Here is a 19,715-nt window from a genome sequence, read left to right on the forward strand (position 1 = left end):
CTTAGAAGCGGTGGGCGCCGTGAGCGCCAAGTGCCACATTGACCTGGAACATCAGCTCCAGCCCGCGATCGCGCTCCCCGCCGGCGACCGCGAAGTCGTTCTGGCTCAGCTGGGCACGCAGGAACACCGGCTCCACCGGGCGGAAGGTCACCTGGGCGCTGTGCCGGTAAGAAGTGCTCAGGGACTCGACCTCGGTGGGGTGGAAGTCGACCACCTTGTTGGTCAGGCCCAGCGCCTCGGTGCGCAGCCCCGCCTGCCAGCGAGGCGCCACCCCGTAGACCGCCTCGAGATACATGCCGTCCTGGCGCTCACGATGCCCGTCGCGCTGTTCCCAGCCGGTGCTGCGCTCGACGTACTCATCGAGGTTGCGCCAGACGTGGAAATATTCGCTGGTTACACGCCAGTCGCCCTGGCCATAGGCGCGGCCGGCGTCGTAGCGGTAGGCCAGGTCCAGGCCGGCAAACCAGGTGTCACCCTCCAGGGCATGGGCGTGATGGCCGTGGTCCTCAACCCGCGAAACCTGACGGTTATAGCCGGTGGAGGCCCCCAGCTGCAGGGCATGGTCCGGGCCGAGGTCGGGACCCGTCTTGACGAAGGCCGTAAACAGACGCGGTGCGCTGGTCTGAGAGTAAGGGGCGCCGCCGTGGTCATGGTCGTGCCCATGGCCGTGATCATGTCCATGGTCGTGCCCGTGGTCATGGTCATGCCCATGGTCGTGGCCGTGCTCGCTTTCATGATCGTGACCGCCGCCCGCGGCCATAAAGCGGTTGAAGCTGCCGTTATCGCCCTGCAGCACCTCTACGCCGAAGCGCGTGAAGGTGCGCGTCGGCGCCACCCAGCTGGCCTGCAGCCCGGTCTCCAGCAGGCCGTGATCGCCGAACAGGAAGCGATTGACCAGCGGCCGGTCGGCAAAGTCCCAGTCGTGAGGATGTCGGCTGTTCATGTACCCCACGTCGGAGAGAAATTTGCCGCCCTTGAGCTGGAGGCCGGCCGGCAGCGCCCGCGTGACCAGATAGGCCTCCTCGACCTCGATATGGTCCTCGTCGAAGCCGATCAGCAGGGTGCCGTCCAGCAGGTCACCGAGGCGCGACTCGATCACCAGCTCGGAGTGCCCGAGATTGAAACCATCGCTCAGGCTGTGGTCGTGATCGTGACCGTGGTCATGACCATGGTCGTGGTCCGAGAAGCCTGCCGGCGTCTGATTGCCGCTGGAGACCTCGTTGAAGTAGATGCCCTCCAGAATCAGCGAGACATCGATGTCCCAGTCGCGGTCTCCGCCGCTCTCTGCCACTGCCAGCGTCGGCATGATCAGCGCGGCCGTGGTCAGGCCGGCGAGGGTTCCCTTGACGTTCTTCTTGATCACTTGCTTGCTTCCTCTAGTTATATATTACGTTATATCATAACAATATTAGTCATAAAGGCGTCAACGCGGCGCCCTCAGGAGAGCAGCGGCAGTCCGCCCGTCGGCGCGCTGCCGACCTGCCAGGCCAGCGAGGCCCCGAGCCACAGAATCGCCAGGCCGCCCCCCATGGCCAGCCAGACACTCAGCCGCCCCAGGCGCGCCGCGCCCCCACCGCCGGCGAACCGGCCGTAGTGGCGCATGACCCAGTCCCTGGCCAGCACGCTGGCCAGCGCCAGGGCCGAGACCGTCATCGCCGTGCCCAGCGCCATTACCATGACCGCCGCAGCCCCCAGGGCCGCATGGCCCAGCAGGCTGGCCGCCCCCATCATCAGCACCGCGCCGGTGCAGGGGCGCAGGCCGATTACCACCACGGTGGCCAGCGCCGTGCGCCAGTTGCCGACCTCCTCCGGGGCGATATGGTGGCGCGATCCGCAGCCGCAGCCATCGTGCTGATGGCCGTGAGCGTGCCCATGAACGTGGCTGTGGTCATGCGTATGGCTGTGGTCATGGCTGTGGTCATGGGCGTGGCTGTGGTCATGGGCATGGGCATGGCGGTGAGCGTGCGCATGGCCGTGAGCCCCCTGGTGGTCGTGGTGGTGGTGGGCGTGGCGGTGATCATGCTGGCCGTGATCGCCGCCGGCCCGCGTGCGCCGCAGCAGCCGCCAGGCCCTCAGGCAGAGCCAGGCCCCCAGCAGCGCCACCATCAGAAAGCTCGCCAGCTCCAGGCTCGCCACGCTGCCCACGGCCCGGCGCGTCAGCCAGCCCAGGCCCTGAACCAGCACCAGTACCATGGCGATGGCCATCATGCCCTGCAGCAGGGCGGCGCTGAACGAGAGCCCCAGGGCGCGCTTGAGGCCGCCCCCCTGGGAGACCAGGTAGGTGGAGAGCACCGCCTTGCCGTGGCCGGGGCCGGCGGCATGGAAGACCCCATAGCCGAAGCTCAGCGCCAGCAGCCAGCCGGCGGTGGCCCAGCTGGGCGTCTCGGACCAGCCGCTCACCGCCAGGGTGAGCGCCCGGTGAAGCTCGCGCTGCCAGGCCAGGATCTGCAGGCTCAGGCCGCGCATCACGCCCAGCTGCATCAGCAGCGCGGCCACGATGACCAGCAGCGCCAGGCCGCCCAGCCGCCATCGGTGGCGGGTCAGGAAACTTCTCAACCGGTAGGAAACGCCGGCCGGGCCGGCAGACGAAGGGAGCGAGCTGGCGTGACGCGACATGGTGTACCTCGGGTAGGCCTTTGGCTGGTGATCGGTCGGCTCAAAATGTTATGTTATAACATTTACAGCCGCAATCACCCAATGAGCCCTTCATGAACAAGCAACCTCTGGAAGATATCGCGGCCTCGCCCTCCACCCGCCTCGGCACCCTGAGCTGGGTGGGCATGGAGGGCATCGCCCTGCCGCTCAAGGTGGCCGGCCAGGCCATCGCCGGCCGCGCCTCGGCGGGCGTCAGCCTCGATGACCCCACCGCCCGCGGCATCCATATGTCCCGCCTCTACCTGGCGCTGGCCGAGCTGGAGGGGCAGGAGCTCTCGCTGCCGATGGTGGCCGCGGTACTCGACGCCTTCCTGGAGAGCCACGAAGGGCTCGCCAAGCGGGCCTTTCTCGATCTGGAGGGGGAAGCACTGCTGCGCCGCCCGGCGCTGATCAGTCCCCTGTCAGGCTGGAAGACCTACCCCTTCACCCTGTGCTGCCGCCGCGACGCCCAGGGCCTGCACGCCATCCTCGAGCTGAGCGTGGGCTACTCCTCCACTTGCCCCTGCTCGGCGGCCCTGGCCCGCCAGCTGATCCAGCAGGCCTTCGACGAGGACTTCACCGAGATGCCGGTGACCCGCGAGGCGGTGCGGGCATGGCTGGGCAGCGACCAGGGCGTGCTGGCCACCCCCCACAGCCAGCGAAGCCAGGCGCACCTGGCCGTGCGCCTCGACGCCGATCAGGCGGCGCTGCCGCTGCTGGCGCTGGTCGACCGCGTGGAGCGGGCGCTGGGCACCGCCCTGCAGACCGCCGTGAAGCGCGTGGACGAGCAGGCCTTCGCCCTGGCCAACGGCCAGAACCTGATGTTCTGTGAGGATGCCGCTCGGCGCCTGCACCACGCCCTGCGCGACCAGCCCGGCCTCGAGGGCTTCTCCCTGCCCGTGGTGCACGCCGAGAGCCTGCACGCCCACGACGCCGTGGCGCGCAGCCAGTGGAACTGGCAGGAGGGGGAATGAGTCTCGAGTGGTCTTCGACCTGCTGGCGCGGGTGCTGCGCCACGACTACACGCTGGTGGTCTGTCCCCCACTAGCGTGGCGGAGATCGCGGCGGCCATCGGTCCCGGCCTGGCCCGGCAAACGCCGAGGAGGCCTCCATATGAGGCGCCTTGCGATAACGGCAATTGCCAATCGATCTTAATTGACCCTCATCTGACTCGCGGCTAATATGCCGGCGCTGCTGCATGGCAGCGAAACCCCCTTGAGGAATCAATGGAACCTCCGAGTCGCTACGACACGACCGACAACTTGATTGGCCGCGCCGCGTCAAACGTCGTGGTGCGCCGGAGCCCGCCCGCGCCTACCCCCTAGGCCCTGGTTCCTGCGCGCCCGCCTGACGCGCGCCAAGGAGCCACACCATGAGCTACATCGAGCTCGCTGCCGACCTGCGCAGCGCCATCGAGCAGCAGGACACCGCTGCCATCCGCCATCTGGTCGCCGAGATGCAGCTGGCCGACCTCGCCGAGTTCATCCAGCACGAGCAGGAGGACACCACCCTCTCCCTGCTGGACTACCTGCCCCTGGACGAACGCGCCAGCGCCTTCGGCTACCTGGAGGAGGAGACCCAGAGCGCGCTTGCCGCCGAGATGGACGACGCCACCCTCGCCGAGCTGCTGCACCACATGAGCGCCGACGAGCGTGCCGACCTCTTCAAGCTGCTCGACGAGGCCCGCCAGCAGGGGCTGCTGCGCCGCCTGGCCCACGCCGAGCGCGAGGACATCCGCAAGCTGGCCAGCTACGAGGAAGGCACCGCCGGAGCCCTGATGACCTCCGAGTACGTGGCCGTGCCGGCCGAGATGGACGTGGCCACCGCCCTGGAGAAGGTGCGCCGCACCGGCCCCAACGCCGAGACCATCTACCAGATCTACTGTGTCGACGACGAAGGCCGCCTGACCGGCACCCTGTCGCTGCGCGAGATGATCCTGGCCAATCCCCACGCTACCCTGGCCAGCCTGATGGTCGAGGAGCTGGTGGTCGCCAAGGTGGACACCCCTCAGGAAGAGGTGGCCAGGCTGATCTCGCGCTACGACCTGATGGCCCTGCCGGTGACCAACGGCGGCGAGCGCCTGGTGGGCATCGTGACCTATGACGACGCCATGGACGTGGCCGAGGAGGAGGCCACCGAGGACATGCACAAGAGCGTTTCGGTGGGCAAGCTGGAGGGCGGCCTGCGCAGCGCCAGCCTCTTCGACCTCTACCGCAAGCGCATCGTCTGGCTGGTGCTGCTGGTGTTCGCCAACATCTTCTCCGGCGCCGGCATCGCCTACTTCGAGGAGACCATCGAGGCCTATATCGCCCTGGTCTTCTTCCTGCCCCTGCTGGTGGACAGCGGCGGCAACGCCGGCTCCCAGGCGGCGACCCTGATGGTGCGCGGCATGGCCACCGGCGATGTGCGCACTCGGGACTGGGCGCGACTGCTCGGCCGCGAGGTCAGCGTGGCCATCGCCCTGGGCCTGACCATGGCACTCGCCGTCTCGGTGGTGGGGATCTTCCGCGCCGGCACCGAGATCGCCATGGTGGTCGCGATGAGCATGGTGCTGATCGTGATCATGGGCAGCCTGATCGGCATGATCCTGCCCTTCCTGCTCAATCGCCTGGGCTGGGACCCGGCCACCGCCTCCGCGCCGCTGGTGACCTCCATCGCCGACGCCGTGGGCGTGCTAATCTACTTCGCCATCGCCACCGCGGTACTCGGCCTGCCCGCCTGACGCCCGGGCAAGGGGCGACCTCATGGTCGCCCCATTGTCCCCGCCCGGGCGCATCGTCATACTCCTGTCACACACTGCAGAAAGGCCGCGCACCGGATCACCCGCCGGTGCGGACCTGTGCCCCCCCTCAAGGACGACGCCCCGACACCTCATGCTCACGGAAAAGACGCTCAATCTCGCCCTGTTCGCCCAGCTGAATGCCGCACCGGACAGCGATCCTCGCCTGCTGCTGCTGGCCGAGCTCGCCGCGGTCTATCTGATCTGGCTGGTGCCGGCCCTGCTGGTCATCGGCTGGCTGCGCGGCAGCGACCGCCTGAAGCGTCCGCTGCTCGAGGCGTTCATCGCCACCCTGCTCGCCCTGGCCGCGAGCTGGCTGATCGGGTACTGGTGGCCCACGCCGCGCCCCTTCATGATGCCGGTGGGGCAGACCTTCCTCGAGCATGCGGCGACGCCCGCTTTCCCCAGCAACCATGCCACCATCATGCTGACCATGGGCTTCAGCCTGCTGCTGCATGCCGGCACCCGTCGCATCGGCCGCTACCTGCTGCTGCTGGCCGTGCCGGTCGCCTGGGCGCGGGTCTTTCTCGGCGTGCACTTCCCCCAGGACATGCTGGGCGCCCTGCTGCTGGCCGCCGGCGTGGCCGCGCTGGTCGGCGTCAGTCGCAGCTGGCTGACCCTGCCCTTCTATCACCACGTGGCGAGGCGGCTCTATCACCTGCTGTTCGCGCCCTTGATCAGCCGAGGCTGGGTCGAGCGCTGAGCGCTGCCACCCTGTCCGTCCCGCGGCATTCCGGCACTCGCCACTCCCGGCTCAAGCGCCGATACTGGAGGCAGCCCCATCAGCCCCCGGAGCCACTCCATGAGCGAACACGAACGCACCATCATGGCCTTCGATGACCAGGGTCGAGAGGTGATGATCGACATCCTGGTCAGCGTGAAGGAGCTTGGCGAACTCACCCGCGCCGGCCCGGTCAGCGGCGAGCCCGCCCTGCGCACCCGCGAGGGGCACCCGGTGACCTACCTGGGCGCCGGCGAGTTCTCCGTGACCCTCCCCGGCGAGGAGAGCGACCTGATCGTCAGGACCAGCGACCCCGACTTCACCTGAGTACTCCGACGCTCCCCCCGTCGCCGGCATCAAGGAAGCTATCTCGGCGATCAGCGGTGGCCGGCCAGCTCCCGGCAGCGCCGGCGCAGCGCCCTGCCCTCCTCCGTCTGCACCAGGCCAGGCCGGTCGAGCCGCTGGAAGAGATAGGTAAAGCCCGCCACGCCCAGACGCTGGGCCCGGCCACCGCCGGCCAGGGGTTCGGCGACCTCCCCTGGAAGGCCGCGCATCAGCAGGGCCAGATCGAAGCCGATGGGCAACTGGCCCCAGCGCTCCCAGTCGATCAGGGCAAGCTCGCCCCGCTCGGCATCCACCAGCACGTTGATCACCTCTCAATCCGTTTAGGTGACAACTACGCTGACAGATAGGGCCACCGCGGCGCCATTGACCGACACCAGTACCCGGGGCGCAGGGCTCCACCCCGAGACCCCCTCGGCCCACACGCGATCGACGAAACCGCTCACCGACATGGCGGCCCTACCATCGCTTGATCATGTGGGTCAGCTCGCGATCACGCAGCCAGCTCGCGCGCAGTGGCAGCCGGCGACGTCGCTTCACCTGGAACCCCAGCGCCGCATAGAGGGCCTCGGCCCGCGGGTTGTTGCCCCACACCTCAAGATCCGCCCGCCGCACGCCCTGCTCGGCCAGCAGCGCCAGCCAGCGCTCCAGCAGCTGCCGGCCGAGGCCCCGGGCGCGAAAGCGCTCGTCGATGATGATGCGATAGAGGTAGGCGTCGAAGCGCCGGAAGCGCCACTGCACCAGCCGGTAGAGCGCCCAGCGCCCAGGCCGCGCTGGCGGCACCGAACTCGGCGCGCAGGTCCTCATGGCCGAGACGATGCGGGCCCTCGCCACCCAGATAGAACTGGAGATAGCCGGCCACCTCGCCGTCGACCTCGATGAACAGGATGCGCTCCCAGTTCACCCCGCTCGCCAGCAGGCTCCGCCGCCGATGGGCCCGGCCCAGCAGCGGCCGCAGGAACGACGGCGAACTCGACCCCAGCCGAACCTCCTCGGGCCGCGCCAGCGCCTCCTCTCTCACCTGATAGGTCACCACTCCCTGGCTCACGCCGTACACCTCTCGACTCATCCTGTCGGCCTACAGCCTACCCCGTCTCGATGGCCACCTGAAGTGGCTTCCGTCCGGCCCATAGCGACTGACGCGCAGAAGCGATACCCCGGTTCCCGTCCACCCGGCGATGGCATCATGCTAGGGTGTCACGCTTGGCAGAATGCAGCGGCCCATGACGCCAGCGACCGGGGAGAGTGCATAACGAAAGGCTCCAGGATCTGGCTGATCGGCTTGGGCCTCTCGGCCGTGCTGGCCACCGTCCTGGCGGTGCTGGTCATGCTCAACGCCGCCCCCGCGCCTGGCGCATCGTCCTGGCGACCCGCTGCCCGTGCCAGGCCGCGGCGAACCAGAGCGGCAGGCTGGCAGCCACATAGGCCGCGGCCAGCCAGGGACGGCCGAGCGTGATCAGATGAAGGGTCTCGAGGCTGAACAGCGAGAAGGTAGTGAAGCCGCCGCAGAAGCCGGCCACCAGGAAGGGCTGCCAGCGCGCCACGCGGCCGTGGGTGTAGCGCCCCCCCAGGGTGGCCAGCCAGGCGATCAGCCAGGAGCCGACAACATTGACCGCCAGGGTCCCCCAGGGGAAGAGCGGGCCGAAGAGCGCCAGCGACCCCATGGAGACCAGATAGCGCAGCAGGCTGCCCAGGGCACTGCCGAGCCCCACCGCGGCATAGGGGAACAGAGGGGAATATCCGCGGCTCATGCGCCACCTCCCGCCAGCCACCAGCCAAGCGACGCCAGGGCGAGGCCCGCCAGGCAGGTAGCCAGCACGTTGGCCACGGCGCGGCGCGGGTGGCCGCTCTGCCAGAGGGTGAGGGTCTGCAGGCTGAAGGAGGAGACCGTGGTGTAGCCGCCCAGCAGCCCCACCACCAGCGCCAGCCACGCCGAGGAGAGATCCAGGGTGGTGGGAATCCCCAGCCGTGCGGCCCACCAGCCCGCCACCAGCGCACCGCTTAGATTGACTGCCAGGGTGCCCCAGGGAAAGCGCGCCCCCAGCCAGTGGCTGAACAGGTTGGTCACCGCCAGGCGGCCCATGCCGCCCAGCGCGCCGCCCAGTGCTACCAGCAACAGGCCGGATGCTCCGATCCCCATGCTCCCCCCTCGGTCGCGTCTCAATGGTCCTCGTGCAGCACGAGTCTACCCGATCCCCCTGACGTAAGGGTGGCGCAGTGCTTGACCTACCGGCCAGAGGCCCCCTGCCCTGCGCTCGTCCTTGGAGTGCACGACAAACCTCGCTAGAGTCACGGCTCGTCTTCATGACACTATCTTGGACTTGGCAATCTTCAGGGCAGCGACATCATCCCCATGAAACCCAGGCAAAATCTCGCCCTGTTTGCACGGCTGAGTGCCGCCTCCGACGGCGCCCCCCGCCTGCTGGGCACCCGGCGCATCGGGCGCTATCTGCTGCTGGCCCTGCTGCTGGTGGCCGCGCAGGCCCCAGCCAGCTGCCCCGAACCCTCCACCGCCGACCTCGCCGCCATCAAGGGAACCGACGCTGCGCCGGCCCTGCCCGAAGGCCAGGCGGTGGTGACCGAGGGCGTGGTCACCGGTGCCTTCCTGGGTCGCGACCGCCTCAACGGCTTCTACCTGCAGCAGGCCACCGAGCAGGGCCCGGGTGGGCTCTTCGTCTACATGCCCGGGGCCACCGAGCGTGACGCCGAACGCCTCGTGCCGGGCAAGCACGTCCAGCTCCACGCCCGCACCGGCGAATACCGCGGGCAGATTCAGCTGCAGCGGGTCGAGCGCGTCGAGATCTGCGCCCGCGACCAACTGCCGGAGCCCGAGGCGCTGGCCTGGCCCCTGGACGAGGAGGCGCTCTCCCGGCTGGAGGGGCGGCTGGTCGCCTTCTCTGAGCCCCTCACCGTTACCGGCAACTACGAACTGGGGCGCTATGGCTCCCTGAGGCTCGCCAATGAGCGGCTCTTCCGCCCTACCAATGCGCCGGACCATGACCAGGAGCGCGCCGTCCTGATGCTCGACGACGGCAGCTACCGTGCCTTCCCGAGCCCCATTCCCTACCTGAACGACGACGGCACCCGACGCGTCGGCAGCCGGGTCGCGGGGCTGACCGGGGTGCTGACCCACGCCTTCGACGCCTGGCGCCTGCACCCCACCGAGACACCGCGCTTCTTGGATGCCAACCCGCGCCCGGCGCCGCTGGACGAGCCGGGAGAGCGGCTGCGGGTGGCAGCCTTCAACGTCGAGAACTACTTCACCACCCTGGGCCAGCGCGGCGCGGCCAACGCCGAGGAGCTGGAGCGCCAGCGGGCCAAGCTCGCCGCCGCAGTGGCGGGGCTGAGTGCCGATATCCTGGCACTGGTGGAGGTTCAGAACACTCCGGGGGCGCTGGCCGACCTGGTCGAGCAGCTGAGCCTTCGCACCGGCGTGACCTACCGGGCGGTGGGCGGCCGCGCCGACCGCGGCTCCGATGCCATCAAGCTCGCCCTGCTCTACCGGCCGGACCGGGTGGAGGCGATCAGCGAGCTCCATGCCGACAACGACCCGGTGCACCATCGCCCGCCGCTGGCGGCCTTCTTCCAACCCCGGGAGGGCGGTGAGGCCTTCGGGGTGGTGACCGCTCACTTCAAGGCCAAGAGCGGCTGCCCCGCCCGCGGCGATATCGATCAGGGCCAAGGCTGCTGGAACGAGCGCCGGGTGGCCCAGGCGAAAGCGATGGCGGCCTTCCTCGAGCGCCTCGCTACCGAGGGAAGCGAGCGGCTGCTGCTGGTCGGCGACCTCAACGCCTATGGTGCCGAGGAGCCGATCCGCACCCTGACCGACACCGGCCTGGTCGACCTGATCGCCAGGGAGCTGCCGCCGGAGCGGCGCTACACCTATGTGTTCCACGGCGAGTCGGGCTACCTGGACCACGCCCTGGCGAGCCCCGCCCTGGCCGCGGCCGTGGCGGCGGTGCACCCCTGGCCGATCAACGCCGACGAGCCCCCCTTCCTCGGCTACGATGGCCCGGAGAGCGCCGCGGAGCTCATCCGCCCCGATCCCTTCCGCTCCTCGGACCATGACCCGGTGGTGGTGGACCTCTCGCCCGAGGGGCGGTGAGCCCGGGGCGTGGAAAGAGCGTGCGCCAGGCGGCCAGAAAAGGGGTGCAGTGGCGGCCGTTTCCCGCTATCAAGAAGACACTAAAATAACAATCGCCCCTCGGGGAGGAGCCCCATGGAGTCACCGCAGGATGCCGCCACCCCTCACGCCCAGGCTTCCCGCCCCTGGACGCGTCACTACCGCGACGGCATAGCGGCCGAGCTGCCGCCCCCGGCGCACCCCAACCTGGCGGCGCTGATCAGCGAGAGCGCCGAGCGCTTCGCCGACCGGCGCGCCTTCACCAGCTGCATGCCCAACGGCATGAATGGCGCCCTGAGCTACGCCCAGGTCGATGAGGCTTCTGATGCCTTCGCCGCCTACCTGCGCGAGGGGCTCGGGCTCGCCCCGGGCAGCCGGGTCGCGGTGCAGCTCCCCAACTGCCTGAGCTACCCGATCGTGGTCTTCGGCATCCTCAAGGCGGGCTGCGTGCTGGTGAACACCAACCCGCTCTACACCGCCACGGAGATGACCCACCAGTTCCGCGACAGCGGCGCCGAGGCGCTGGTGATCGTCGATCTCTTCGTCGACAAGCTGCCCGAGGTGCTGCCCCACACCGCCATCCGCCAGGTGGTGGTGACGAGCCTCGCCCAGGGCTTCCCCCCCGTGGTGCGCCAGGTGGTGAAGGCGGTGCTCAAGTACTGGAACCGGGTGATTCCCCCCTGCCCCGTGGAGGCCACCGCCCTCGGCGAGGCGCTGGCCGAGGGGCGACGCCTGGGCCAGGGCGTGACGGTGAAGGATTACTGGCGCGACCTGGGGCCGGAGAGCCTCGCCGCCCTGCAGTACACCGGCGGCACCACCGGGGTCGCCAAGGGCGCCATGCTCAGCCACGGCAACCTGCTCGCCAACGTGGCCCAGATCGAGGCCATGGCCGGCTCGCACATCGGCGACGGCGAGGAGTGCGTGCTCACCGCCCTGCCGCTCTACCATATCTTCGCCTTCTCGGTGAACCTGCTCGCCTTCTTCAAGCACGGCGCCCACAACGTCCTGGTGCCCAACCCGCGGCCGATCCAGAACCTGCAGCGGGCCATCGAGAACTACCCCGTCAGTTGGATCAGCGGGGTCAACACCCTCTTCAATGCCCTGCTCAACGAGGAGTGGTTCACCCTCTACCCGCCCCGCCGGCTGCGTGCCGCGGCGGCCGGCGGCACGGCCCTGCATGCCGCCGTGGCCGAACGCTGGGAGAAAGTCACCGGCACCCCGCTGGTGGAGGGCTACGGCCTCACCGAGAGCTCGCCGGTGATCAGCTTCAACCCCCTGGTGGGAAGGCGCAAGCCGGGCAGCATCGGCATCCCGGTGCCGGGCACCGAGGTGCGCCTGGTCGATGAGGGCGGCGCGCCGGTGGCCCAGGGCGAGCCGGGGGAGCTTACCGCCCGCGGCCCCCAGGTGATGCAGGGCTACTGGCAGCAGCCGGAGGCCAGCGCCGAAGCCCTGCGCGACGGCTGGCTCTATACGGGGGATGTGGCCGCCATGGACGAGGACGGCTACCTGCGCATCGTCGACCGCAAGAAGGACCTGATCCTGGTCAGCGGCTTCAACGTCTACCCCAACGAGGTGGAAGACTGCATCGCCCTGCTGGACGCCGTGCAAGAGGTGGGAGTGATCGGCGTGCCCGACGCCGATAGCGGCGAGGCGGTGCGGGCCTATATCGTCACCCGCGGCGAGCTCGACCCCGAGACGGTGAAGGCCCACTGCCGGAAGCACCTGGCCCGCTACAAGGTGCCCAGGCAGGTCGAATTCGTCGACGACCTGCCCAAGAGCCCCATCGGCAAGGTGCTGCGCAAGGACCTGCGCGCCGACTACCTCAAGGATCACCCACAAGCCACCGACGGGAGCCCCGCATGCTGAGCCCACTCGAGGAAACGCTGCTGGCCATCATGATGGCCGTGATCATGCTGGGCATGGGGTCGTCGCTGACCTTCAAGGACTTCCGCATCGCCATGCGTCACCCCCAGGCGATCGGTATCGGCTTCGCCTCCCAGTACCTGTTCATGCCGCTGCTCGCCTTCCTGATCGGCCGCGCCCTGCAACTGCCCCCCATCCAGGCGGTCAGCCTGATCCTGATGGGCTGCGTGCCCGGCGGCACCACCTCCAATATCTTCGCCTACTTCTCGAGGAGCCTGCTCGGCCTCTCCATCCTGATGACGGTCTGCTCGACCCTGCTGGCGGTGGTCATGGTGCCGGTGGTGCTGGCCCTCTACACCACCGGCATCGACGCCGCCTTCCGGATCCCCTCGGGTAATATCGTCGCAGTGCTCGGCGTGCTGCTGGTGCCGACCCTGTTCGGCATGTGGCTGCGCCGGCGCAACGCCAACCTCGGCGCCTGCACCGAGCTGATGGGCGGCATCCTCGGCGTGGTGGTGATCGTCTTTTTGATCGCGACTTGGGTGCCGCGCAACGGGCAACTGTTGATGACCACCGGCCCCGAGATCTACCTGGCGGCCATCGGCCTCGGCCTGTGCGGCTTCCTGATCGGCTACTGGTTCAGCCGTGCCGCCCGCCTCAACCCGCTCAAGGCCCGCACCGTGTCGCTGGAGACCGGCATCCAGAACGGGCCGCTTGCAGTGTTGATCGTCACCCTCTCGTTTGCCGGCGAGATCCAGCAGCAGATGCTGCTGATCCCGGTGATGTACTCGCTGTTCATCGTCATCACCTCCACCTTCCTGACCTTCTACTACCGACGCCGCAGCCAGCGCGAGGAGCTCGCCCGCGACCAGGCGAAGGTGGAGGCGGCCACCCCCTGAGGGAACAACCCCGGAGGAAAACCCGATGATCATTCGTCATGCCGACGAGCGCGGCTACGCCGACCACGGCTGGCTGAAGTCGCGCCACACCTTCTCGTTTGCCGACTACTTCGACCCGCACCACATGGGCTTTCGCACGCTGCGCGTGATCAACGAGGACCGGGTCACGGGCGGCAGTGGCTTTGGCGCTCACCCCCACCGTGACATGGAGATCCTCTCCTACGTGCTGGAAGGCGAGATGGCCCACAAGGACAGCATGGGCAACGGTGCGATCATGCGCCCGGGCGATGTGCAGCGCATGTCGGCCGGCACCGGGGTGATCCACAGCGAATTCAACAACGCCCCCGACCGGGAGCTGCACTTCCTGCAGATCTGGATCGAGCCGGAGGCGCGAGGCATCGCCCCCGGCTACGAGCAGAAGGCCTTTCCCGCCGAGCAGCGCCAGGGCGAGTGGCGGCTGGTGGTCTCTCGGCAGGGGCGCGATGGCTCGGTTAGCATCAATCAGGACGTCAACCTCTACGTCGGCCTGTTCGCTGCCGGCGAGCGGGTACCAACCCCGGAGGTGCGCCATGCCTGGCTGCACGTGGTGCGCGGCGAGGCGGAGATCAACGGGCAGCGGCTCTCGGCCGGCGATGCCGCCGCCTTCCAGCGGGGGGAGACCATCGAAGCCGTAGGGGTAACGGAGGCGGAGCTCCTGCTCTTCGACCTGGCCTGAGGGGTTCACCTGCCATCGCGGTCGGGAATCAACCGGCTGGGCACCCAGGCCATGTAGGCCACCATGCCGAACAGCTCGACCAGCGACTGGAAGACGATGACCACCACGGCGACGTACCAGGCCTCGGGCAGCGTCAGCGCGATGGGCAGGACCACGAAGGAGTTGCGGGTGCCGAAGCTGAAGGTCAGGGTCCTGGCCGACGCCGGAGGCAGCCTGAAGCCGTGGCCGAGCAGCCTGCCCAGCAGCGCGGCCAGGGCCAGGTAGGCCACGAAGATCAGCAGCACCTGCGCCAGGACCCCGGTCAGGCCGGCCACCCGGTTCACCTGGGACGCCGCGATCAGGAACACCACGCTAGCGAGCAGGGGAACGGGCAGGAACCCCAGGCCGTGGACCAGGCGCCGGGCATTCGGGTGACGAGCCGCCAGCCGCTCGGTCAGCCAGGCCAGCGCCAGGGGCAGCAGGATCAGCCCAGCGAAGGCGCCAAGCAGCTGGCCGCTGATCGCAATCCGCAGCCAGTCACTGCCCAGGAACCACCAAAGGTAGGCCGGCAGGGCGACGATCTGGACGAGCAGCAGGATCGGCGCCGCGGCGATGGCCCTGCCGGTGTCTCCCTTGCCGAGGTGGGTGAAGCTGATGAACCAGTCGGTGCAGGGCACCAGCAGCACCAGCAACACCCCGACGAGAACGGCCGGCGCAAGCGGTAGCCACCACGCCATGACGCCCAGCATCAGCGGGATGATCACGAAGTTGCCAGTGAGCAGGGCGCCCAGAAACCGCCAATCCCGAAACGCCAGGGAGAGCCGCGTCAACGGCACCTGGGTGAAGGTGGCATAGAGCAGGAGACCGAGCAGCGGCCACAGCAGCCGACCCAGTGACCCGGTCACGGATGGCGAGGCAAGCCCGAGCCCCAGACCGGCGAGAATCGCGACCAGGTAGACCCAGGACTGGTGGCGCTCCATGAGTTCACGCACTGGCGATCACCCCTGCCCCCTCGCTCTTCATCGGTTCCCGCCACCCTACCCCATTACCTGTGCCGATCAAGCCAGGCGGTGGTATCGGATGCCCTGCTCCTGACGGCATCAGTGCCTGTCGCAAATGGCTGAATACGCCAGTCGGACTTCCGCCGCGCCAGCAATACGCTGTATTGGCACTCCCCACTCTGGATGAGCAGGAGCCGCGCGGCTCGATCAAGGCTCAGGCAGAGGCGATCAGGCCATTCCTGCGCAGCGCCGCCACGACCTTGCGAGCGAGCCTCCCCAGGCGCGCGAGGTCGCCGAAGCGCGGCACCTCGCCCTCCTCGAGCCGGCCCTCCCACTCCTCGAGTTCGGTATCGAGGAACTCCAACAGCTTCTTGGAGCACCCCCGGCAGGGCCCACGACAGAGGCTCGACTCGGGCGTGTCGAAGGGCACCTGCGCCCGGATCTCGTGGATCAGGCCCCGCATGGCCGTGTTGAGGTCAGGTCGAGTGCGCCGGGACATGATCTGCGTCTCCTCTGACATGGCGGGGTGTAAACCTGCGGGGCGGCAGTATCGCACCGCGGCATCGCAAGCCAGTTGCGCTGGATCAGGGGAGCGTTATTCGAACATGACCCAGGTTTCTACTGTCCCTCGGGTGAGATGACTACAGAGAAAGATCAAATGTTAACAGTATTTACAAACGTCGTTTCTCAACTAGCCTGAGGCATAAGGGGAGCATGCCGACGGCGCGTCACCACCCTGACCCGCCAGCATCACAGAGAGCCGGAGCCCCCCTGGCACTTCGAGCAGCAGGGAGGGGCCGGTGATCCATCAGGCCTGGCGATTACCCCACACCCCTTTCGCGAAGTCGTCATCCTTCACGTCCAGCCTCGTGCTCAAGGAGGGACAGCCATATGAATATCTCCTTTGGCGCCCCGCTCACCCCCCATTGGCAGCATATCCACGCCGACTGGTGGCAAGACGATCAGGGCAACGACATCCATCGTGTCGAGATCGACGACGACGCTCTCTACCACTGCCACCTCGCCGGCTCGCCGCTGCCCTGGGATGCGGTAGCCACCAGCCTGGACGAGGCCATGCTCCTCTGCGGCACCAGGCCACCAGAGCGTCGCGAGCCGCAACCAGAGCCCCTGCCGGGCCGCAGGAGCCGACACCAGCAGCGCTGATCCGGGAGAATGGCACGCACCCCACTAATGCAATGCCCCCAAGGAGGAACTCTGCCATTCAACGTCCCCACCCACTGGGAGCTCCAGCAACCGCGGTTATCTTTCAGCTCGAGCCTCCCGTCCCGCCAGCAACTTCAGGATCAACAGCGCAAATCGCCGGCCCGTCTCCTCGTCCTCCAGCAGCGGCATGCTGAGCTTCTCGTGGTCATTGAGAGCGTCGAGCACGGCGTCGGTGACCTTCTTGGGGAACAGGCCGTGCATCACCTGAGCCTCGTCATGCTGGTCTACCTGGGCCATCAGCGCCTCATCACGCTGTAGCCGCTTGGCGATGCCCTGAGCGTAGTGGAGCTGATCCTCGTCACTCACCTCAGCCCCGAAGATGTCGTTGAGCCGGTCGATGATCTCGGCCAGGCGCTGCTTCTCGGGATCGTAGGGCTTGCCTGAGCCCACATCGCTGACCGGCTTGAGGCCGTAGTCACCATCGGCCTCTTCGAGCTGCAGGCGCTTCTCCTCCCGCTTGGTGAGCCGGTAGTGGGTCAGCTCCAGCTCGCTAACGTCGATGGCCTCCTCCTCCAGCAGGCGGTCGGTGCTCAGCAGCGGGTAGAGGTGGCGGGCGTAGACGCAAAGCTGCTCCAGCTCGGGGTCGTCGAAGGTGACGATCTGGCTGAGGAATTCGTAGGCGCGCACGAAGCTCTGCAGGTTCTTGCGGAACAGGTCGAGCTCATCCCGGGTGGTGCCGGCCTCCTTGAGCTCCTGCTCGGCGCGCTTGAGGCCCTTGTCGTCACCGCGCTGCTCAGCGATCCGGCGCGCCTCCTTCCAGGTCTGCAGCTGCTCCAGGGTCAGCCGGTAGCGCTGCTTGAAGCGGTCCTGGGCGGGACGGCAGTGGTAGCTGAGGCTCGAGGCCGGGGCTTTGGGATCGAAGAAGGCGTGAGCGAAGCCCTCCACCTCCGGCCAGTGGTAGATGCCGCTGGCGTCCAGGCTGCGCTGCAGGTCGTAGACCACGTTGGGGTCGGAGACGTCGGCCAGCTCCGCCTTGCGGTAGTAGGGGGCGAAGGCGTCGAGGATCTCCTGCTCGTCGTTATAGAAATCGAGGATGAAGGTCTGCTTGCCGGGGAACAGCCGGTTGAGCCGCGAGAGGGTCTGCACGCAGTCCACGCCCTGGAGCTTCTTGTCCACGTACATGGCACAGAGCTTGGGCTGGTCGAAGCCGGTCTGGAACTTGTTGGCGGCGATCATCACGTTGAAGTCGTCGGTGTCGAAGGCCTCGGCCAGGTCGCGCCCCTTGAGCCCGGGGTTGAGCAGGCGGCTGGTTTCGGTCACCTCCTCGGTGATCACCTCGTCCGGCGGCACGCTGCCGGAGAAGGCCACCATGGGGTGCACGTCGTCGTAGCCCTGGGCCTTGATATAGGCCTGCATGGCCAGCTGGTAGCGCACCGCCTCCTGGCGGCTGGCGGTGACCACCATGGCCTTGGCCTGGCCATCGAGCAGGTGGCGGACGTTGTCGCGGTAGTGCTCGACGATCACCTCCACCCGCTGGGCGATGTTGTAGGGGTGCAGCCGCACCCACTTGGCCAGGGTGCGCGAGGCCTTCTTGGAATCGACCTCCTGCTCCTCGCCCTCGGGATGGGCGAGCTTCCAGGCGGTGCTGTAGGTGACGTAGTTACGCAGCACGTCGAGGATGAAGCCCTCCTCGATGGCCTGGCGCATGGAGTAGAGGTGGAACGGCTCGGGCTTGTTATCGGCGCTGGCCGGCAGCGTGGGATCCGGCGGGCGGCCGAACAGCTCCAGGGTCTTGGCCTTGGGGGTGGCGGTGAAGGCGTAGTAGCTGATGCGCTCGCTGGGGCGGCGCGAGGCCACGGCGGCATCGAGCATCATCTCTGCGCTGACTTCCAGCTCGCCGCCGCCCTCGCGGTCGCTATCGCCCTCTGTGGCCTCTCCCGCGGCCGCCAGCAGCGCCTTGAGCTTGCTGGCCGAGCTGCCGGTCTGCGAGGAGTGAGCCTCGTCAGCGATCACCGCATAGTGGCCCTCGGCGAGCTGCGGTCGCTTGTCCAGAGCGTCGAACAGGGCCGGGAAGGTCTGGATGGTGACGATGATGATGCGGGTGTTGCTGGCCAGGGCCTCGGCGAGCTGCTCCGACTTGCTCTGGTTGCCAATGTCGCGGGTAATCCGGCAGACCACGCCGTGGGCGTGCTCGAACTGGTAGATGGTGTCCTGGAGCTGGCTGTCAAGCACCGTGCGGTCGGTGACCACGATCACCGAGTTGAAGAGCTTCTTGCCGTCATCGCCGTAGAGGTTGGCCAGCTGGTGGGCGGTCCAGGCGATGGAGTTGGATTTCCCCGAGCCGGCGCTGTGCTGCACCAGGTAACGCCGCCCCGGCCCCTCGGCCAGGGTGGCCTGAACAAGGCGATTGACCACCTCCCACTGGTGATAGCGGGGGAAGATCAGCGTCTCTTTCGTGGTACGTCGGCCATGGAAGTCCTCGACGGTCTTCTGCTCCAGGTGCAGGAAGCGGCCGAGCACCTTCAGCCAGGCGTCCGGGGCGAACACCTCTTCCCACAGGTAGGCGGTCGCATAGCTCTGCGCGTCCGGCGCCGGCGGGTTGCCGGCGCCACCCTCCTCCGTGCCGCGGTTGAAGGGCAGGAAGTAGGTCTCCTTGCCAGCCAGCTTGGTGGTCATCGCCACCTCGGCCTGGCTCACCGCGAAGTGGACCAGGGCGCCGCGCTTGAAGGTCAGCAGCGGCTCGGGCTTGCGGGTGACGGGGTCCTTGATCGGGCGATCCTGACGATACTGTCGCTTGGCGTTCTCGACCGTCTGCTTGAACTGGCTCTTGAGTTCGAGAGTCGCGGTGGGGATGCCATTGACGAACAGCACAAGATCCAGGCGGGGGTTGTAGTTCTGGCCAGCACTGTCGCCGCCCTTGCCCTTCTCGCGGGCGTGGGGCGAATAGGAGACTTCCGGCACCACCCGCAGCCGATTGGCGCGGTAGCGGGCCAGGGAATCGGGGTTCATGCCGTGGTCGGGCTGGAAGCTGCAGACGGCCATTCTCTCACCCGACAGGCCCGGCACCTTGAAGCCATGGCGCAGCACCTCCAGGGTGCCGGCCCGCTCCAGCTCGCGGACTACCTTCTGCACGAGCACCGTTTCCGGCGCCTTGGAGTTGGCCTTGCAGAACTTCTCCCAGCGCTCCGGCCAGGCTTCGCGCACGTAGCCGAGCAGATCGTCGGTGTAGAGCGCCGAGGTGCGGTCGTAGTCGCTGGCCGTGCCGGCCTTCCAACCGCCGGCCACCATGGCGTCGATGATGTCCTGCTGGAACCTGGCTTCCCTGCTGTCCGCCATGATCTCCCCTGCGAATCCGTCTTTATTTTTCTTAGCCTACGATGTCCGCGCTCAGTACACAAAAAGTAACCCCCCAAGGTGCGCTTCTGTGAGAGGCGTGGGGGGTGTTGTTGCCAGGTGAGCCGCTGTGGTTGCCATGATCGGCCTAACTGCCTATCA

18 protein-coding genes are annotated in these 19,715 nt (G+C 68.0%); 9 read left to right on the forward strand and 9 right to left on the reverse strand.

Annotated features, from left to right (window positions below):
• Position 1: 1 nt before the first annotated feature.
• Positions 2 to 1,363, reverse strand: a complete 1,362-nt coding sequence (locus tag B6N23_RS06175; protein ID WP_305502885.1) for a TonB-dependent receptor — start codon at positions 1,361 to 1,363, stop codon at positions 2 to 4.
• A gap of 74 nt (positions 1,364 to 1,437) precedes the next feature.
• Positions 1,438 to 2,616, reverse strand: a complete 1,179-nt coding sequence (locus B6N23_RS06180; protein ID WP_305502887.1) for a nickel/cobalt transporter — start codon at positions 2,614 to 2,616, stop codon at positions 1,438 to 1,440.
• 92 nt (positions 2,617 to 2,708) lie between these two features.
• Here B6N23_RS06180 and folE2 point away from each other — a divergent pair, with 92 nt between their 5' ends.
• From folE2 to B6N23_RS06200, 4 genes are all read left to right on the forward strand, one after another.
• On the forward strand, positions 2,709 to 3,608 hold the full coding sequence (gene folE2 / locus B6N23_RS06185) for a GTP cyclohydrolase FolE2 (RefSeq protein ID WP_305502889.1): 900 nt from the start codon (positions 2,709 to 2,711) through the stop codon (positions 3,606 to 3,608).
• A gap of 398 nt (positions 3,609 to 4,006) precedes the next feature.
• Positions 4,007 to 5,356 carry a magnesium transporter gene (gene mgtE, locus B6N23_RS06190; RefSeq protein WP_169957637.1) on the forward strand — a complete coding sequence of 450 codons (1,350 nt, stop codon included), beginning with the start codon at positions 4,007 to 4,009 and terminating at the stop codon, positions 5,354 to 5,356.
• Positions 5,357 to 5,507: 151 nt separating this feature from the next.
• The gene (locus B6N23_RS06195; RefSeq protein ID WP_305502893.1) at positions 5,508 to 6,116 is read left to right on the forward strand and encodes an undecaprenyl-diphosphatase; all 609 of its coding nucleotides are present in this window, start codon (positions 5,508 to 5,510) and stop codon (positions 6,114 to 6,116) included.
• A gap of 99 nt (positions 6,117 to 6,215) precedes the next feature.
• Positions 6,216 to 6,461 carry a hypothetical protein gene (locus B6N23_RS06200; protein ID WP_119022843.1) on the forward strand — a complete coding sequence of 82 codons (246 nt, stop codon included), beginning with the start codon at positions 6,216 to 6,218 and terminating at the stop codon, positions 6,459 to 6,461.
• Positions 6,462 to 6,511: 50 nt separating this feature from the next.
• Here the strand turns inward: B6N23_RS06200 and B6N23_RS06205 are convergent, their stop codons facing one another.
• From B6N23_RS06205 to B6N23_RS06220, 4 genes are all read right to left on the reverse strand, one after another.
• Positions 6,512 to 6,787 carry a hypothetical protein gene (locus B6N23_RS06205; protein ID WP_305502895.1) on the reverse strand — a complete coding sequence of 92 codons (276 nt, stop codon included), beginning with the start codon at positions 6,785 to 6,787 and terminating at the stop codon, positions 6,512 to 6,514.
• A gap of 148 nt (positions 6,788 to 6,935) precedes the next feature.
• Complete coding sequence (locus tag B6N23_RS06210) at positions 6,936 to 7,283, reverse strand: GNAT family N-acetyltransferase (protein WP_305502897.1); 348 nt, start codon at positions 7,281 to 7,283, stop codon at positions 6,936 to 6,938.
• A gap of 524 nt (positions 7,284 to 7,807) precedes the next feature.
• The gene (locus tag B6N23_RS06215; RefSeq protein ID WP_305502899.1) at positions 7,808 to 8,227 is read right to left on the reverse strand and encodes a fluoride efflux transporter FluC; all 420 of its coding nucleotides are present in this window, start codon (positions 8,225 to 8,227) and stop codon (positions 7,808 to 7,810) included.
• On the reverse strand, positions 8,224 to 8,616 hold the full coding sequence (locus tag B6N23_RS06220) for a fluoride efflux transporter FluC (protein WP_110069891.1): 393 nt from the start codon (positions 8,614 to 8,616) through the stop codon (positions 8,224 to 8,226). Before B6N23_RS06220 ends, B6N23_RS06215 begins: the two co-directional genes overlap by 4 nt.
• A gap of 213 nt (positions 8,617 to 8,829) precedes the next feature.
• Between B6N23_RS06220 and B6N23_RS06225 the strand changes: the two genes are divergently transcribed.
• From B6N23_RS06225 to B6N23_RS06240, 4 genes are all read left to right on the forward strand, one after another.
• On the forward strand, positions 8,830 to 10,581 hold the full coding sequence (locus B6N23_RS06225; protein WP_305502901.1) for an ExeM/NucH family extracellular endonuclease: 1,752 nt from the start codon (positions 8,830 to 8,832) through the stop codon (positions 10,579 to 10,581).
• A 114-nt stretch (positions 10,582 to 10,695) separates the two neighbouring features.
• Entirely contained in the window at positions 10,696 to 12,465 is a 1,770-nt protein-coding gene (locus tag B6N23_RS06230) for an AMP-binding protein (RefSeq protein WP_305502903.1), read from the forward strand.
• Positions 12,459 to 13,361 (forward strand): bile acid:sodium symporter family protein, encoded by a 903-nt coding sequence (locus tag B6N23_RS06235; protein ID WP_305502905.1) that lies wholly within the window; start codon positions 12,459 to 12,461, stop codon positions 13,359 to 13,361. Before B6N23_RS06230 ends, B6N23_RS06235 begins: the two co-directional genes overlap by 7 nt.
• A 25-nt stretch (positions 13,362 to 13,386) precedes the next feature.
• A complete protein-coding gene (locus tag B6N23_RS06240; RefSeq protein ID WP_305502907.1) occupies positions 13,387 to 14,076 on the forward strand; it encodes a pirin family protein in 690 nt (229 codons plus the stop codon).
• A gap of 5 nt (positions 14,077 to 14,081) precedes the next feature.
• On the opposite strand, the gene B6N23_RS06245 is transcribed toward B6N23_RS06240, so the two are convergent.
• Entirely contained in the window at positions 14,082 to 15,047 is a 966-nt protein-coding gene (locus B6N23_RS06245) for an arsenic resistance protein (RefSeq protein ID WP_305502909.1), read from the reverse strand.
• A gap of 223 nt (positions 15,048 to 15,270) precedes the next feature.
• Positions 15,271 to 15,555, reverse strand: a complete 285-nt coding sequence (locus tag B6N23_RS06250) for a hypothetical protein (protein WP_305502911.1) — start codon at positions 15,553 to 15,555, stop codon at positions 15,271 to 15,273.
• Positions 15,556 to 15,947: 392 nt separating this feature from the next.
• Here B6N23_RS06250 and B6N23_RS06255 point away from each other — a divergent pair, with 392 nt between their 5' ends.
• Positions 15,948 to 16,220: a hypothetical protein gene (locus tag B6N23_RS06255; RefSeq protein WP_305502914.1), complete on the forward strand. Its 273-nt coding sequence runs from the start codon at positions 15,948 to 15,950 to the stop codon at positions 16,218 to 16,220.
• Between the two features lie 96 nt (positions 16,221 to 16,316).
• On the opposite strand, the gene B6N23_RS06260 is transcribed toward B6N23_RS06255, so the two are convergent.
• On the reverse strand, positions 16,317 to 19,556 hold the full coding sequence (locus tag B6N23_RS06260) for a type I restriction endonuclease subunit R (RefSeq protein WP_305502916.1): 3,240 nt from the start codon (positions 19,554 to 19,556) through the stop codon (positions 16,317 to 16,319).
• Between the last annotated feature and the right edge of the window lie 159 nt (positions 19,557 to 19,715).

This window comes from Halomonas alkalicola (assembly GCF_030704205.1).
In the GTDB taxonomy this organism is placed as follows: Bacteria; Pseudomonadota; Gammaproteobacteria; order Pseudomonadales; family Halomonadaceae; genus Halomonas; species Halomonas alkalicola.

What these genes read in the sequence shown, in the direction of transcription:
- B6N23_RS06195 (WP_305502893.1), top strand. Translation starts at nt 5,508, where the DNA reads ATGCTCACGGAAAAGACGCTCAATCTCGCCCTGTTCGCCCAGCTGAAT.
- B6N23_RS06225 (WP_305502901.1), top strand. Translation starts at nt 8,830, where the DNA reads ATGAAACCCAGGCAAAATCTCGCCCTGTTTGCACGGCTGAGTGCCGCC.
- folE2 (WP_305502889.1), top strand. Translation starts at nt 2,709, where the DNA reads ATGAACAAGCAACCTCTGGAAGATATCGCGGCCTCGCCCTCCACCCGC.
- B6N23_RS06220 (WP_110069891.1), bottom strand. Translation starts at nt 8,616, where the DNA reads ATGGGGATCGGAGCATCCGGCCTGTTGCTGGTAGCACTGGGCGGCGCG.
- B6N23_RS06235 (WP_305502905.1), top strand. Translation starts at nt 12,459, where the DNA reads ATGCTGAGCCCACTCGAGGAAACGCTGCTGGCCATCATGATGGCCGTG.
- B6N23_RS06255 (WP_305502914.1), top strand. Translation starts at nt 15,948, where the DNA reads ATGAATATCTCCTTTGGCGCCCCGCTCACCCCCCATTGGCAGCATATC.
- B6N23_RS06180 (WP_305502887.1), bottom strand. Translation starts at nt 2,616, where the DNA reads ATGTCGCGTCACGCCAGCTCGCTCCCTTCGTCTGCCGGCCCGGCCGGC.
- B6N23_RS06230 (WP_305502903.1), top strand. Translation starts at nt 10,696, where the DNA reads ATGGAGTCACCGCAGGATGCCGCCACCCCTCACGCCCAGGCTTCCCGC.
- mgtE (WP_169957637.1), top strand. Translation starts at nt 4,007, where the DNA reads ATGAGCTACATCGAGCTCGCTGCCGACCTGCGCAGCGCCATCGAGCAG.
- B6N23_RS06200 (WP_119022843.1), top strand. Translation starts at nt 6,216, where the DNA reads ATGAGCGAACACGAACGCACCATCATGGCCTTCGATGACCAGGGTCGA.
- B6N23_RS06260 (WP_305502916.1), bottom strand. Translation starts at nt 19,556, where the DNA reads ATGGCGGACAGCAGGGAAGCCAGGTTCCAGCAGGACATCATCGACGCC.
- B6N23_RS06240 (WP_305502907.1), top strand. Translation starts at nt 13,387, where the DNA reads ATGATCATTCGTCATGCCGACGAGCGCGGCTACGCCGACCACGGCTGG.
- B6N23_RS06215 (WP_305502899.1), bottom strand. Translation starts at nt 8,227, where the DNA reads ATGAGCCGCGGATATTCCCCTCTGTTCCCCTATGCCGCGGTGGGGCTC.
- B6N23_RS06210 (WP_305502897.1), bottom strand. Translation starts at nt 7,283, where the DNA reads ATGAGGACCTGCGCGCCGAGTTCGGTGCCGCCAGCGCGGCCTGGGCGC.
- B6N23_RS06250 (WP_305502911.1), bottom strand. Translation starts at nt 15,555, where the DNA reads ATGTCCCGGCGCACTCGACCTGACCTCAACACGGCCATGCGGGGCCTG.